Source organism: Aliiroseovarius halocynthiae (genome assembly GCF_007004645.1).
Lineage (GTDB): Bacteria > Pseudomonadota > Alphaproteobacteria > Rhodobacterales > Rhodobacteraceae > Aliiroseovarius > Aliiroseovarius halocynthiae.
The window spans coordinates 359,440-373,566 of the sequence record NZ_ML660019.1; the positions used below are offsets into that span (position 1 = coordinate 359,440).

The following is a 14,127-nucleotide window of genomic DNA, read 5'->3' on the forward strand; positions in this document are numbered from 1 at the left end:
TGGTAGGCTCCAGGGTCGTCAGATGGGCGCAGCATTCGCTCAAGCCGCCCAAGCTACGTCGACACATTTTTCACCTTTGAGAGCACGAATGGAATTGCGATCAGGACAAACACAACCTGCGCCACAAAGATCATGGTGTAGGAAGTATAGAGTGGTATTTTTGCTAGCTCGGCCAGCTGAACGAAGACTTCAAATAACTCCAATCCAACTTCCGTACCAATGATGATTACAAATGCAATAAAAAGGGAGAGCCCCGCACCCTGTGAGCTCGATTTGGACACTGCAAAAATGGCGGCCGTTGTTAGCAATCCGGTTCCAAATCCGGTGATGGCCTTGGAGCCAACATAAACTTCATAAATGGGGTAGCTAAAGTAGAGCATATATGACGCCAGGCCGATTGCCGCAATTGCGGCACCCAAAACCATTAGTGCCCGCTGTAGTTGATACCGGGCCAGCAGTGCAGTTGCCCCCATCGCCGCGCAAACCTGTGCGAGGGCCGCGAGGGTGGCGCGATCAGCGATCAAGGTGTTGGAACACATATGCAACACTAGATAGGCGGTGTCATAAAACCCAGTAGTCGCAATATTAACCAAGAATAAAAACACGAAGATTCCCATTGTCGCGCTGCCGGCAGTTCGTGCAGAGCCTTTGGCCTTTTGGCTATGGATCAGGTTGATGAGGGCTATCACGAACAGGACCGCCATGCCCTGCGTCAGCGGCGATGAGATACCCAACATAGTGACGAGAAGGGTCATCACTTCAAAGGCGATCAAAGTCAAAATTGCAGGCACAAGCGCCATAATGGACGGTGCCGTCTGATCCGTGAAAGCAGCTTTCACCGGCTCGCGCACAATCCAGATTGCTGCGATCAATAAAAGCGGTGCGACCGCAAAGCCCGCAAAAAACACATCAAGCCCATAGCGTGGCGCAATCACGCGGACCAACTGTGGTGTCACTAGGAATGCCGCTGGCATTGCCACAGCCCATACGCCTGTCAAAAGCTTTGCATGTCTTTCGCCACCCCAACCTGTCAGTAGCTGCGCTACCGGGGCCATTGATGCCAGTGAGAACCCAATAAGCGGAAATAATAGCATCACCAGCGCTTCCCGCGCCGCCACCGGCGGGCTCGTCCAGAACATGGCGGCAAGACCGAAGCCAGCACCACTCGCGATGAGGCACATCACTGTGGTCAGCATTTTAATGGAAAACCGCGCGAGCATCCATGGTGAGATCAGGAGCGACAGCAAGACAGCACCAAGCAGCAATTCGATGATTGCCGACGTCTGCGAAACGGAGATTTTGAGAAAACTCGCAAACGTGCCCTCTGAGACGAACACTGTCGAACTGATTACCGAGCGCAGCCCGTTACCCAGCAAGACCAATGCCATCAAGAGTGGCAGAGTGACCTTATTCATGTGCTGTGCTGACCAGATGTTCCGCTAGCCGGATCCCCATGGCGGCGATGGTTAGTGACGGTGCATTGACCGGCGCGCTGACGTGGGTCGAGGCGCCGAGGATATAGAGGTTGCGATGCTGATGTGTTTGCAGATCAGCATTCACGACAGAGGTAGCGGGGTCTGTTCCCATACGCGTCGTTCCCGCGATAATGGCGTTGGACAGATAAGGTGTATCAGACTTGATGTCTTCTGCCCCCATCAATGTCAGAACCTTCTCATTTGTCTGCGTCGCGATTTCCACACCGGCGCGTGTGTATTCATCGACGGTGAAAGCCACTCGCGGCTTTGGTACGCCCGCACTGTCCATCTGATCAGACAGAGTGATACGGTTATCTGCATCGCCGAGCGTTTCCGCGGATGAATTCAGGCGGACATGTCGTCCGATTTGGTCATTGAGCGCCTGAACCAAAGCCGCTCCGCGCATACCTTGGCTGATCAACTCCTTGGATAGTTTGGTCGCATCGGCGTTTCCGCTCCAACCGTTGTTCATGAAGGACGTACCAAACGGAGCATAGTCTTTGCGAAAGTTTCCATCCCGAAATTCAATAATACCCGATGTCTGTTGCGGCCCGCGATACGGATAAACCGGATCCGTGACTTCACCTGTGACATCGACGTTGTACTGCGACAGCAAGTAACGCCCAACTTGGTCGTTCTCATTGGCAACACCGTTGGGTGCGGTTTCTTGTCGAGAATTCAACAGTAGCCGCGGGTTTTCGACAGCGTGGCACCCCAACACAAATGTATTGCCGGTTACCTTCTGCGTGCTGCCATCGGGGCGCCTGATCGTCAGCGATACCACGTCTTGATCTGCACCGATTTCAACGAAGGTGACAAGGGCGTCCAACTCAATTCGTGCGCCCGCCGCCACCGCCTTGTCCATGTCGATGGATGCATCATATTTTGCGGCGATCGGACAGATCGGTACACAGGTGTTGTTGCCACAGCATGGCGGACGTCCGTCAAAGATCACCGAGTTTCGCGCGTGCGAGAAGCGTTTGGATGTCAGGTCCATCTGGTCCAACGCCTTTTGGATCTGAAGATCCATGTAGGAGGCTGGGATCGGTGGCATTGTATAGCCTTCGCCAGGTTTGCGTGGCGATCCCCAAGTGTAATCAGGGTCTCCAGACACACCCCAGCGCGCCTCGGCTTTCTCATAGAATGGGATCAGTTCGTCATAGCCTATCGGCCAATCAGTTCCGCGCCCGTAGAGCGTCGCGCCTTGAAAATCGGCAGGGCGCAGGCGATCAGCGAACCCGGTCCAGTGCCAAGTCGTGCCGCCGTAAATCCGCAAATAGGCACCAACAAACCTTTCCGGCCCGGCCTGGTCGTAAAAGCTGTCATAGTCGGTATCCGTTGGATGTGGGGCACTGTTTTGGCTGGGATAAGGGGCTTGCGGCCCTTTAACTGGATTCTGATAAAAGTCACTGAGGTATTCGGCACGTAATTTGCGGCCGCCCGCCTCAAGCACCAACACGTCGCGCCCGGCATCGGCCAAGCTGCGCGACAGATGCGCCCCGGCCATGCCGGACCCAACGATAACGATATCTGCGTTAAGATCGGTCATGCGGCCTCCCATGGGTGCAACCAGTACCCAAACTCTGGTCCTGCACATAGCCCAGGTGCTTTGGCAAATCGCAGAGATTTCCATGCTAACGCATAGGGATAGTTGATCATCCGCGCGTTACCTTCAGATGGATCAGCAGAGCCCGTAAACAGATAACTTGCAATCCATTGCACCTGACTTTCAAACGGGTCTGGTTGCGGGTCAAGCACAGAGATAACGCCATTTCGGCCAAATCGGCTGACCAGGTCGCTAAGCGCAGAGAGGCCAAACTTGGCTTCGAAATCACGCGTTAGAGCAGTCAATAGTGGCGGTGATAGCTCTACCGGACCAGCTATAGCGTGCACCAGCGCATCCCAGATCGTATCATCATACAACCCGGCAAGGCCTCCACCATGCGCTATACCTGACAGAGCCAACACACTACATGTGCCGCCGAGCACCGCTCTGCGAGAAAGATGTTTAGTGGTCACTGCAAACTCACTTCGACAAAACCACGCGATCTGTTTGATCCGGTGTCAATCAGCATCATCGCGTCGTGAAGTTTCTGTACTGTGATCCAAACCGGTGGGTATTTGTACTTCGCAACATCAAGGATCAGCACGCTATCGGTGTCCGCATCAAAAGCGCCTATGGGCGAGATGTGACCATCTCCCTTCTGTGGCAAAGCTTGGCGCGAATAGTTGACTATCAATCTTGCGTTGCGGTCAGATAGTGTCGCCTCAATCGCGCTGCGCAATTCATCCACAGAGGTTTCATCCGCAAAGTGGTGCTCTGCTGCCAGTCCGACGTTTTCAATGAACTGATCAAGCTCCTCCAAAGTCAGCCCTTCATGTTCAACCATGCCATAGGGCTTTAGCTCCTGGTTTGCAGCATTGAACAAAAGGTCTTGGGTGAAAAGCGTCCAAGGATACAGCCGATCCGGAGACGGGCGATCGATGTTCAGCGAATTTGCGACCGCAGCAACCGAGGCGGGCCCGCAAAATGTGAGAACCTGTTCAGTTTCCAGATAGGTCGCGAGGCTGAAATAGTCGCGGTTCAGCCCTGTCTTCACTAGGCGATCTTCGCCTGCCTCAGTCGTCAGATAAAGCAGATCGTCTTGTGCGATTGCCATCGTGGCGGTGAGTGCAACGAAAGCTGTAGCAACTAGTTTGCGGCAAACCATTCGGCGATCTCCTTTATGTCTTCATCGGTCAGTTCTTTGGCATAGGTGCTCATCACATCGGCCGGCCCGCCCGTGCGCCGGCCGTCGCGGTATGATCGCAATGCAGCTTCGAGATAGGTCGCACGCTGACCCGACAAGATCGGGACCCCCGCAACCAGCGGGTTCCCATCCGCAGAATGACACGACACACAGTTTGTCGCCACCGTTGGGATGCTGCTGTCTTGCGCCTGCGCTGCAATCGGCAACACCAGCAACGCTGCGCTAAGCTTCAATATTGACATTCAGCATCATCCCCAGATCTTCGTGTGGCAAAATATGGCAGTGCATCACAAACCGCCCATCAAATTCGGTGAATCGCATCCGTACCGTTGCCGTACCAGCAGCTGGTACCGCGATTGTGTCCTGCCAATGCTTGTACGCCAACGCCTCACCGTTGATATGGGTCACCTGCATTGGATTCACATGCACATGGATTGGATGTGGAAAGGGTGTGGTGTTCACAAATTCCCACTCCTCGGCCTCGCCTAGTTTTGCGACGATATCGTCACGTGACGGGTCAAAAGGTTCACCATTCAGCGTAAAGACCACGTCTTTATACATGCCGGGTGTTTCTTTCACACCAAGAACAATCTGGCGGTGGTTGGTAATCTCGGCATCAGTGATGTCGGTGAGGACCGCGTTTTTTGGCAACGGCCCTTCTGGAATGCGCGTTCCCTTTTTGACGTCAGACGCGATCCGATCCGTATCTGCGGGCAGAACGATCACCTGTGCCATATGTACCTCAGGCAGGTCAGTCTTGCCTTGCGTGAATGCTGGGCGTAGCAGGTCATAAACGCCAACCTTAGGCGCCCTCACCATTAGGTTGGATCGATTGCCCGGTGCAATCTCAACTTTGTTGGTCAGCCGGGCATGGTCGTAGGGGTTCCCGTCAAAGCCGATCTCATGAAGCTCCAGGCCATCCAGTGTCATAGGCAAGAATTGCTCATCGCCGGCGTTCAGCCAGCGCCAATGCTGTACCTCGCCTTCACGCATGTATATCTTGGGCTGGTATTCGCCATTCACGAGCCAAAACCGCTCGGAATCCAAGTTCCATATGGTGTCATAGCTGTCGACCTCGCCACTTGAGGGATCAACTACGGGGCATTGAAAGACCATCACACGCTCAATCGCTTCGGCGACTGCGGGAACGTCATCGAGCGTACCGCGCACGATCATCATGCCACCGCAACCAGACGCCACCTGAACGGCGACTGAACCGTGACGGTGCGGATGATACCAATAATTCCCGGCAGGGTGATCCTCTGGCAGCTGCACCAGATAGTTGAAGCTTTCACCAGGGTTTATCTGCAAATACACGTTGTCACTATTGCCCTTGGGGCTGACGTGGAACCCATGAAAATGTAGGTTTGTCGAGTTGAACTGGTTGGGTGTGTTCAGAACCGGGTCGCTATCAGGGTTTGATGGAAACCGGTTGTGCAGCGTAATCTCTATTTCGTCCCCGGGGGAAACACGGAATGTCGGCGCTGGAATTTCGCCTTCGTAGAGGCGCAAAGACGCACTAGCATAGGGTAGATCATGACGCGCAATGACCATGTTCAACTCGGTGCGAAACCGGCCACCAACAGACGTAATCTCACGCGGATTTTTAAGGTCACCCTCCATTCCAAGTGGCGACTGCGCTGGGATTTGGGCATCTAGCACGCCCGCTGCTTCAGCGCCTCGCGCAGAAAAGTAGTTGCCCAAGACGACTGTACCAGCCATCGCAGTGGTGCCCAAAATAGCTCTGCGGCGGCTGATTTGCATGTCGGAACCTCTGCTGTGATTTGACGAACGATGACGTGAAAGCGGGTGTCTGTTCTGGTGGCAAATTGTCGCACTCATACGTAACTATCGTGCTTTGCTCTGTCTACACTTTTTGGTTGCTCTTCGGTCGACCGAGTTGAAAGCTGGCAACGCGTCTAAACCCTCCAAAAGTCGGCTAAGGACAGATCCAAACGATGGATGCGAATAGAGCTGCAATCTGTCATTCAGCAAGAATGTTGCGGCTTAGCATACTTGAGTACAAAAATAGGAAAGACTTCTGCTGCGTGTCGCTCTGTCGATCCAAGAACTGGAAAGAGCGGCTCACGAAACGAACAGAGACAGAGTCGGGCTTGTGACCGACATAGCCAGTCGCCAAGAGTTTCAACACCAATACGGCCATTCGTGCATCACTCAGCCTTTGTCAAACTGGGCTCGAAGCTGATTTCAAAAAAGAGATTGCTCGGTCTCCAACTGAAGGATCTCGGGCTGTTCTACAAGAGTATCCGTAATCATCACGCAGATTAAATACATCAATGCATAAGCCAAGCAGTGCCCAAGAAGCGAAGTGATATCGAGCACTCTTAGCCAGAGATAACCCTCTTCTCCAACCCTTTCAAATTCCCGCCCACGACCGTGTTAAAAGGGCGTCTCATCAAAAGCTGCCCCATAAGCCACCCGAATGGGCCGAATTTGACCTGAAATTGAGTGTTCCAAACGGTTTTTGAACGTCCGTTTGGCAGCGGTTCAACACGAATTATCGTTTCGAGCGCCTTCAAAGGCAGAGGTTCAAGGTCAGAGCAATGGATCGTCATTTCGCGGTTTGGTTGCCAGTCTACGACCTCTTCCACAAGAGACGTGCCATTGTCGAAATGGGCGCGTCGCCTTGCGCCAAGCCCCTCGCGGAAATCTGTCAGTGCATCCACTTTGACGACGAGCGGAGCGATGTCATCAAGATGCATGAAGCGGCTCAGTTCGGCCCAGACGGCTTCGGGCGTTGCGCCGATCTTTCGGGTTCGTTCAATCTGAATCACAGTGCAGTCCTTTAACAATGTTAAGTGCACCCTAGCAGCCCACTCCTGACCGCATACTGTCAGGAGAGATGGCAGGAGCTGCCAAAAAAGTTTCTGCAGCGCGGGTGGTGGTGTCTACGTTTCGGTGTTGATTCATATTCCTATATCTGAAATTGGTAGCGCTATCACTCAAGAGGCGGACACCCGATGGGGCAGAGCGAAAGGGCTATTCATGAAGTTTGACACGTCACGTTGGGCTGTTTTCCTCTGTATGGCTGTTTTCTTTGTGAAGCCGGTGCAGATTGGCATTTGGTTTTCACGCGTGGCCGAGGTCCAATATGTGCTTGGGCTTAGTAAGTCTCAGTTGGCTTTGTCGCTATTGGGGATGCCTATGGGGCTGCTGCCAACACTCTATTTCGCAGGGAAACTGGTGGATAAGATGGGTCCACGTCACGCGTTGTTGTGGTGCTTCCCGCCAATGCTTCTGGTCGGTGTGACGCCTGGTCTGGCGGTTGGGCCGGTTAGCCTGTTTGCATCACTTTTTGTCCTCGGATCGGTGGTTGCTTTTGCCGAGATTGGAATCAATGTCTTCGCCGCACGCGTCGAAAAAGCTTGCGGAAGATCGATCATGAATCGCGCACATGGGTTTTGGAGCCTTGGCGTCATGGTCGGCAGCTTGATCGGTGTGCAATTGGCCGCATTCGCATTTCCCGCATTCACGGCTCTGGCTATTGGCGGCGCGATTATGCTGCCTTTGCTAATGGTCGTAGCCTATGTGCTGCCTCATATTGAAGCGCCTGAACATCACGAAGCTGAAGAGCCTGCTGGTCGCCCGATTCCCGTTGCGCTTTATCTGATTGTTGTAACTGTGTTCGGAGCGACGCTTGTGGAAGGAGGGATGATTGACTGGGCCGCAGTCTATATGCGCGAGGTTGCTCAGTTCACGTCCGGCCGCGAGGGACTGGCGGTGACAGTGTTCTCAGGCTTTGTGACTGTTGGGCGATTCGTTGGCGATGCCATCAATACGCGATTCGGGGCAGCGGTTCTGGCGCGAGGTTGTTTGAGTTCTGCGCTTTTGGGTGTCATTGTGTTGGCATCGAATTTCGGTCCCTATCCATCCTTTGTTGGCTTTGCGTTGGTTGGTTTAGGAGTTTCGACAATCTTCCCACTTGGTGTGACCGCCAGTGCGGCGCTCAGCAAACGGGCCGAGGCGCGCAATGTGTCGTTCATGACCTTCGGTGCACTAAGCGGCTTTCTGATTGGACCTCCGGCCATTGGGTTCATGGCACAGGCGACGTCATTGGATGTGGCGTTTCTGCTTCTTGTGCCGGGGCTGATCCTAAGCGTGACGCTTGCGCATCGCTTGGCTGTTAAGTAGCGGCGCCCACCAGGCCTGCGCGTTGATCCACCAAGGCATCCGTCACCATCGCGCCGATCCACATGCAGAGAAGCGCCAACCATGCGGTGCCGACAAAGATCGACCCGCCCGTGACGCCGGCACCAATCGCGCAACCTCCGGCCAGCATCGCGCCGAAGCCCATCAGGATGGCTCCGGTCATTGAGCGGCGCATATTGGCCTCGCCCTCGAACCCCTGGAACTTGAATTCTCCGCTCAGCCAGCTGGCGACAAAGGCCCCAATGACAACGCCCGGAACTAGACCGACGTCGAATTCAAGCACCGGGTCCGAGACAAGGAAGAACATGAGCGTGTTCGCCGACGGGCCCGAGAAGGTAGCCGAGGTGACAGAGATCGGTTCGAACGCCGCGAGCGACAATTGATAGGTCAACACCCAGCCCAACGCCACGGCGAACCCGACACCGGATCCAAAGATCAGACGGCGGGGGGCAAGTCCTGATTTGCGGGCAATCACGATGGCGAGCACGGCCGTCACCATCCCCAACGCAAGTCCTGCCCATTCCGGGGCACCAACAACTGTGAGCAGGTCTACGTTCGCGCCGCCCTCGGTCATCCACAGTCGAGCCAGCTTGTCGCGTGTCGGGGTCAGCCAGCCATGCAGGCTCATCTGTGCGACGACGGCGAAGATCAGGCCAGACACGACGGACCGCAAGTTGCCGGTCGCCGCGAGCACCAGAAGCCGCCCAGAGCAACCGCGCGCAAGCACCATCCCGACACCAAAAAGAAGCCCGCCAATGATAGCACCTGACCAGCTTCCGGTGACTGCCATCATACGTGCGTCTTCGGGGCGCATCAGGCCAAGCAGGGTGGCCCCTTGCACCCAGACGACGGCTGTCGAAAAGGTCAAAAGCCACACCGCGACCGAGCTGTCCATCTTGCGGCGGGCGAACTCGACCGTGGCGGCACGCAGGCAAAACCGGGACCGCTGGGCAGACACGCCGAACACGATGCCGGTGATTAGGCCGAACAGGGCGGCGGTCGGGTTTTCTCCGATCCGATCGATCAGGGGGACGATGTCCATTGGGGCCTCCTTAAAGTTGGCGCAGTTTTAGCGACATGCCTGCAGAGTACCTTGACCTATGTCAGAAACGGATATGCATGCGTGAATACGTTTTGCGCTCGCCAAGCTTGGAAAAGGGGCGTAATGCAACCGCATGAGACATCAGATCCTGACCCTTGATGAAGCCCGCTCGCTGCCGTTTTGGCGCCGCCCCATCTTCCTGTTGATGCTGATGGCCGCCGGGATGCCGATTGCGTTTCTGACTTGGCTGGCACTGTTGAACAACTTCGTGGTTGAGGTCGCCGGTTTTACGGGGGTAGAGATTGGTTGGCTGCACACGATCCGTGAAATCCCCGGCTTTCTGGCCATTGGCGTCATCGCTCTGATGATGCTGTTTCGTGAACAGGTTTTGGGGGTCGTTGCACTGGGGATGCTGGGCGTGGCGACGGCGATTACCGCATGGTTTCCCAGTTTCGGCGGCATATTGACGGTCACGATGCTTAGTTCGATCGGGTTTCACTATTTCGAGACGGTGAACCAGTCTCTTCAGCTTCAGTGGATCGACAAGAAGAAAGCCCCTCAGATGCTGGGGTGGATCATGGCCATCGGGTCGGCAGCGGCACTGGTCAGCTATGGCCTGTTGGTGCTGACTTGGAAGACCTTCGATCTAAGCTTTAACCTTGTGTATTTGATCGCGGGCGGCACGACCTTCGCCATCGCGATTTTTGCGTATTTCGCCTATCCTCAATTTGAAAGCCCCGAGCCGCAGCTGAAGCAATTTGTGCTGCGTCGCCGGTACTGGCTGTACTATGCGCTTCAGTTCATGGCAGGCGCGCGGCGTCAGATTTTCGTGGTATTTGCTGCCTTTATGATGGTCGAACGTTTTGGCTTCGAGGTGCACGAAGTCACCGCGCTGTTCCTGATCAACTATGTCGCCAACATCTTCTTTGCCCCCTTGATGGGCAAAGCTGTGTCGATCTGGGGCGAACGTCGTGCGCTGGCATTCGAATATGTCGGCCTGATTTTCGTGTTCCTCGCCTATGGCGGGATCTATTATTTTGGTTGGGGCGTGGTATTGGCGGCAGCCCTCTACGTGCTGGACCACATGTTCTTTGCGCTGGCTTTTGCCTTGAAGACCTATTTCCAGAAGATTGCGGATCCGCAAGACATTGCCCCCACGGCGGCGGTAGCCTTTACCATCAACCACATCGCAGCGGTCTTTCTGCCTGCACTTTTGGGGTATCTTTGGGTGGTGTCGCCCGGTGCTGTTTTCGCGCTGGCAGCGGCGATGGCAGGGGTGTCTTTGATGTTGGCGCTGATGATCCCGCGCCATCCTGAGAAGGGCAACGAGACGATCCTGACGCCACGAGTTGCCCGCACGGCATAGGCGGGATGTTGCGCAGCTTTGGGTGAGGTCTGATTTTCCTTACTCGCCCGATCCTTGGAATTCTGGCACACTGATTTCATCTGCTGCGTTACGAACGCGCGTTCTGTCTGCCATTCATGAGATCTGATTTGAGCACCACTCTCGAGTATTATTCACGGTTCGACGCAATCGATGTCGACTATGCGTTGCGTGCTATGGCGGCCGAACGGCGTCGGCGAGCAAAGGGGTGGGGCGGAAAAGCCAGAACCCTGATCCTGAGCATTGCGTTCATCTGCGTTGCCGCGATCGTTGCCATCGCCAGCGCATCAGGGGTTTGGGTGTTTCTGTCCTTCATGCCGTTGTTGGGGGCGGGGTTCTACGTTCTGCAACACAGTCGGAACTCGTATCAGACAACGCTCAGCAAATCCCCTTTACGCGGCGGCGTGGTGCGGATTGTTCTCTCGGCGTTGGGTATGCGCATCACACATCCTGGATACGAGGTGGTAATATCTTGGAGCCATATGGAAGGCGTGATCGTGACCGAACGCGGCCTGCTTCTTATGATTGACGTATATGATTACTGCCCACTTGCTAAGTCGGCCTTTAGCAGTGACGCGGACATGCAAGAAGTTGTCGCACAGATCGAAGCGTGGCGTGCGGCGGGTGTCGCTCAGCCCTCCAAGTCTGACGCTTGACCCGCCCTTAAGGGGACGCTAGGGCACAGGGGCTTGTTTGAAAGGATGCGACATGCCCACCTGGACCGCTTTGACCACCGTTGATGGACAAGAGACCGCCGAAGCCCTTGGGCTTGCGATGGAAAACCTTGTGCCAGAACCGACCGGCATTGGAGTGTTCGAGATCGAGGATGACAGCGGCATCTGGGAAGTCGGCGGGTATTTTGTCGAAGAACCCGATGCAGCAGGATTGGCGTTGTTGGCGTCGATGCATGGGTCTAAAGATTTCAGCGTCTCGGAACTGCCCGAGGTCGATTGGGTCGCTCATGTAAAGCGTGAATTGGCCCCGGTCGAGGCCGGACGCTTTTATGTATATGGTAGTCATGATGCAGCCTCGCTGCCTGAGGATAAGATCGGGCTGCTGATCGACGCGGCTATGGCCTTCGGTACGGGCCATCATGGAACCACTCTGGGGTGTCTGCGCGCGGTGGATCGATTGGCCAGTGATGGATTTGAAGGGCGAAATGTTGCAGATATCGGTTGTGGAACCGCCGTTCTTGCGATGGCCGCAGCGAAGATATGGCCTAATCCGGTGATTGCCAGCGACATAGATGAAGTCGCCGTAGATGTTGCCCGTGCCAATGTTGCCGCCAACGCGCTTGAGGACCGTGTCCAATGTGTTGAAGCGGCCGGTTTCGGGGCCGATGCGCTACAATCCAAAGCGCCGTTCGATCTGGTGTTTGCCAATATTCTGAAAGGCCCGTTGATTGGTCTGTCCCCTGATATGGGGCGCAATATCAGAAAAGATGGCTATGCGATCCTGTCAGGCATACTAAATCCGCAAGCGAACGAAGTCGTCCAAGCCTATACAGAAAACGGGTTTGACGTACTCAGCCAAGACGAAATTGGCGATTGGACCACCTTAGTTTTGCGCAAAAGGTGATAAAATGTGACGGAATTCCGTCAGCTTTCTAGCAATTGCCACAAAATTGCTGTAATCTAGCATCGTCCACTTAATTGCAAGTTGAGTCGTCAACTAGAGGAAGTTGAAAATGGCCGAAGCTCAAGTGAAAGATTTTGAAAAACGCATACGGCAGATTGATCGCCGCCATAACAAAATTGCCCGTGGTTATGTCCAGTTGGTCGAGCGTGACGGGCTGCTCGTTCCCAAGACGAAGATGCTCAAGAAACGCAGCTTCCCGCTGCGTGCAATACTCATCGCTGTGGTCGGTTTCGCTGTCTTTAAAGGGGTTCTGGTCAGTCAGGTTGGATTGACCAGCTATGAGGCACGGCTTGAATCCTTAACCGAGGGCGGCATGGTTGAGCGAGCGGGCGCTTGGCTGATGCAAGTGGATCCGTTTTCGCGCGGCGTTGCTGAATTCATTCTCAGCCTATCTTGATCCGACTACGGATATATTCCATCCAGTTTGAACCCAATCAGAGGCATCTGGTTGGGTTTTCTTATTCCGAACAGGGGTGATTGTAAGAATCGCACTAAGTGTTTCGCGCCTTTTAGGCTCGAAATACGGTGACTTCGTTGTTATTTGATCTGTCGAATGAACAGCTAGTATCCTGTGCGCCGGTCGAAAAGGCGTACACAATACGCCAGTAATGGAGATGCCACATGGCGAAGATCACATATATCGAGCACAATGGAACCGAACATGTCGTGGATGTTGCCCCCGGCCTGACCGTCATGGAAGGCGCCCGCGACAACAATGTTCCTGGAATTGAAGCGGATTGTGGTGGCGCATGTGCGTGTTCGACATGCCATGTTTATGTGGACAACGCTTGGATCGAAAAGATCCCGGCGAAGGACGCAATGGAAGAAGACATGTTGGACTTCGCCTTCGAACCTGACGCCGCGCGTTCGCGTCTGACCTGTCAGGTGAAGGTGACGGAAGATCTGGATGGCCTTGTGGTCCATATGCCTGAAAAACAGATCTGATGTACGGCGTCAAAGCCGCACTTCTATCACTCTGTCTGGCCGCACCCGCTGCGGCCGACATTGCCTCGGCGCGTTATGCCGAACCAACGGACCGCTATGGCCACGGCGCGGTGCCCGGTGGTGAATATGGCGCGTTGGAGGTCACGCTGACGGACGGTACGCGCCTTCTGACCCGCGTTTCCGGCGGTGTCTTCGAAGACACTGCGCCGCGCCTGCATGATTTCGATGGCGACGGCACGCCCGAGATTGTTGCGGTCTTCAGTGGTGACACAACTGGCGCGATGATCCGTGTCTATGGGCTGCAAGACGGTATGCTGACCGCACTGGGGAACAACGCCCCCATCGGTACGCGCTTTCGCTGGTTGGCAGTTGCTGGCATGGCGGATTTCAACGGTGACGGGCTGGACGAGATCGCCTATGTCGACCGCCCCCATCTTGCACGTCGTCTGCGTTTGGTCACCGTTGATGTAACGCATTCGCCCTATGCTTTCAGGGAAATCGCCTCGGTTGGCGGGCTGACCAATCACAAATATGGCAGCCCCGATATCGAAGGCGGCATTCGCGTCTGCCCGAGCCAACCTCCTGTGATCATCACTGCCAGTGCCAACTGGTCACGCGTCATGGAAGCACGTTTGGTGGATGGTGAATTCCAGATCGCTCCGGTTGGAAAATACGAAGATCCAGGCAGCCTCGAGGCAGCCCTGCGCTGCGACTGACCTCTTT

15 protein-coding genes are annotated in these 14,127 nt (G+C 55.0%); 7 read left to right on the plus strand and 8 right to left on the minus strand.

All coding sequences use genetic code 11. From position 1 onward, the window contains the following. Positions 1-53: 53 nt before the first annotated feature. The 7 genes from FIL88_RS01880 to FIL88_RS01910 form a co-directional block, all read right to left on the minus strand. Complete coding sequence (locus FIL88_RS01880) at positions 54-1,415, minus strand: hypothetical protein (RefSeq protein ID WP_142852121.1); 1,362 nt, start codon at positions 1,413-1,415, stop codon at positions 54-56. After that, positions 1,408-3,024 (minus strand): GMC oxidoreductase, encoded by a 1,617-nt coding sequence (locus FIL88_RS01885; protein WP_142852122.1) that lies wholly within the window; start codon positions 3,022-3,024, stop codon positions 1,408-1,410. The genes FIL88_RS01880 and FIL88_RS01885 overlap by 8 nt, the downstream gene beginning before the upstream one ends. Then, positions 3,021-3,326, minus strand: coding sequence for a hypothetical protein (locus FIL88_RS01890; protein ID WP_221931115.1), 306 nt, complete (start codon positions 3,324-3,326; stop codon positions 3,021-3,023). The genes FIL88_RS01885 and FIL88_RS01890 overlap by 4 nt, the downstream gene beginning before the upstream one ends. Positions 3,327-3,490: 164 nt before the next feature. Beyond that, positions 3,491-4,186, minus strand: coding sequence for a phytochelatin synthase family protein (locus FIL88_RS01895; protein ID WP_142852124.1), 696 nt, complete (start codon positions 4,184-4,186; stop codon positions 3,491-3,493). Next, the gene (locus FIL88_RS01900; protein ID WP_142852125.1) at positions 4,168-4,467 is read right to left on the minus strand and encodes a c-type cytochrome; all 300 of its coding nucleotides are present in this window, start codon (positions 4,465-4,467) and stop codon (positions 4,168-4,170) included. Before FIL88_RS01900 ends, FIL88_RS01895 begins: the two co-directional genes overlap by 19 nt. Next, the gene (locus tag FIL88_RS01905) at positions 4,448-5,989 is read right to left on the minus strand and encodes a multicopper oxidase family protein (protein WP_246066587.1); all 1,542 of its coding nucleotides are present in this window, start codon (positions 5,987-5,989) and stop codon (positions 4,448-4,450) included. Before FIL88_RS01905 ends, FIL88_RS01900 begins: the two co-directional genes overlap by 20 nt. 581 nt (positions 5,990-6,570) lie before the next feature. Continuing rightward, a complete protein-coding gene (locus FIL88_RS01910) occupies positions 6,571-7,020 on the minus strand; it encodes an SRPBCC family protein (RefSeq protein ID WP_185960811.1) in 450 nt (149 codons plus the stop codon). A 211-nt stretch (positions 7,021-7,231) separates the two neighbouring features. Here FIL88_RS01910 and FIL88_RS01915 point away from each other — a divergent pair, with 211 nt between their 5' ends. After that, positions 7,232-8,377 carry an MFS transporter gene (locus tag FIL88_RS01915; RefSeq protein WP_142852127.1) on the plus strand — a complete coding sequence of 382 codons (1,146 nt, stop codon included), beginning with the start codon at positions 7,232-7,234 and terminating at the stop codon, positions 8,375-8,377. Here FIL88_RS01915 and FIL88_RS01920 read toward each other — a convergent pair. Then, positions 8,370-9,437: a YeeE/YedE family protein gene (locus tag FIL88_RS01920; protein WP_142852128.1), complete on the minus strand. Its 1,068-nt coding sequence runs from the start codon at positions 9,435-9,437 to the stop codon at positions 8,370-8,372. The genes FIL88_RS01915 and FIL88_RS01920 overlap by 8 nt on opposite strands. 133 nt (positions 9,438-9,570) lie before the next feature. Between FIL88_RS01920 and FIL88_RS01925 the strand changes: the two genes are divergently transcribed. The 6 genes from FIL88_RS01925 to FIL88_RS01950 all read left to right on the plus strand — a co-directional run bounded on the left by FIL88_RS01925 (position 9,571) and on the right by FIL88_RS01950 (position 14,120). After that, on the plus strand, positions 9,571-10,803 hold the full coding sequence (locus FIL88_RS01925) for an MFS transporter (RefSeq protein ID WP_142852129.1): 1,233 nt from the start codon (positions 9,571-9,573) through the stop codon (positions 10,801-10,803). A 128-nt stretch (positions 10,804-10,931) separates the two neighbouring features. After that, positions 10,932-11,477 (plus strand): YcxB family protein, encoded by a 546-nt coding sequence (locus tag FIL88_RS01930; protein ID WP_142852130.1) that lies wholly within the window; start codon positions 10,932-10,934, stop codon positions 11,475-11,477. Positions 11,478-11,529: 52 nt separating this feature from the next. After that, positions 11,530-12,399, plus strand: coding sequence for a 50S ribosomal protein L11 methyltransferase (locus tag FIL88_RS01935; protein ID WP_142852131.1), 870 nt, complete (start codon positions 11,530-11,532; stop codon positions 12,397-12,399). A 109-nt stretch (positions 12,400-12,508) separates the two neighbouring features. Continuing rightward, positions 12,509-12,856, plus strand: coding sequence for a hypothetical protein (locus FIL88_RS01940; protein ID WP_142852132.1), 348 nt, complete (start codon positions 12,509-12,511; stop codon positions 12,854-12,856). A 224-nt stretch (positions 12,857-13,080) separates the two neighbouring features. Next, positions 13,081-13,404, plus strand: coding sequence for a 2Fe-2S iron-sulfur cluster-binding protein (locus FIL88_RS01945; protein ID WP_142852133.1), 324 nt, complete (start codon positions 13,081-13,083; stop codon positions 13,402-13,404). Further along, complete coding sequence (locus FIL88_RS01950) at positions 13,404-14,120, plus strand: FG-GAP repeat domain-containing protein (protein WP_142852134.1); 717 nt, start codon at positions 13,404-13,406, stop codon at positions 14,118-14,120. The genes FIL88_RS01945 and FIL88_RS01950 overlap by 1 nt, the downstream gene beginning before the upstream one ends. Positions 14,121-14,127: the final 7 nt, after the last annotated feature.

Coding starts and splice junctions, on each gene's coding strand:
- FIL88_RS01880 (WP_142852121.1), bottom strand. CDS start 1,415: ATGAATAAGGTCACTCTGCCACTCTTGATGGCATTGGTCTTGCTGGGT.
- FIL88_RS01885 (WP_142852122.1), bottom strand. CDS start 3,024: ATGACCGATCTTAACGCAGATATCGTTATCGTTGGGTCCGGCATGGCC.
- FIL88_RS01895 (WP_142852124.1), bottom strand. CDS start 4,186: ATGGTTTGCCGCAAACTAGTTGCTACAGCTTTCGTTGCACTCACCGCC.
- FIL88_RS01900 (WP_142852125.1), bottom strand. CDS start 4,467: ATGTCAATATTGAAGCTTAGCGCAGCGTTGCTGGTGTTGCCGATTGCA.
- FIL88_RS01905 (WP_246066587.1), bottom strand. CDS start 5,989: ATGCAAATCAGCCGCCGCAGAGCTATTTTGGGCACCACTGCGATGGCT.
- FIL88_RS01915 (WP_142852127.1), top strand. CDS start 7,232: ATGAAGTTTGACACGTCACGTTGGGCTGTTTTCCTCTGTATGGCTGTT.
- FIL88_RS01920 (WP_142852128.1), bottom strand. CDS start 9,437: ATGGACATCGTCCCCCTGATCGATCGGATCGGAGAAAACCCGACCGCC.
- FIL88_RS01925 (WP_142852129.1), top strand. CDS start 9,571: ATGAGACATCAGATCCTGACCCTTGATGAAGCCCGCTCGCTGCCGTTT.
- FIL88_RS01935 (WP_142852131.1), top strand. CDS start 11,530: ATGCCCACCTGGACCGCTTTGACCACCGTTGATGGACAAGAGACCGCC.
- FIL88_RS01940 (WP_142852132.1), top strand. CDS start 12,509: ATGGCCGAAGCTCAAGTGAAAGATTTTGAAAAACGCATACGGCAGATT.
- FIL88_RS01945 (WP_142852133.1), top strand. CDS start 13,081: ATGGCGAAGATCACATATATCGAGCACAATGGAACCGAACATGTCGTG.
- FIL88_RS01950 (WP_142852134.1), top strand. CDS start 13,404: ATGTACGGCGTCAAAGCCGCACTTCTATCACTCTGTCTGGCCGCACCC.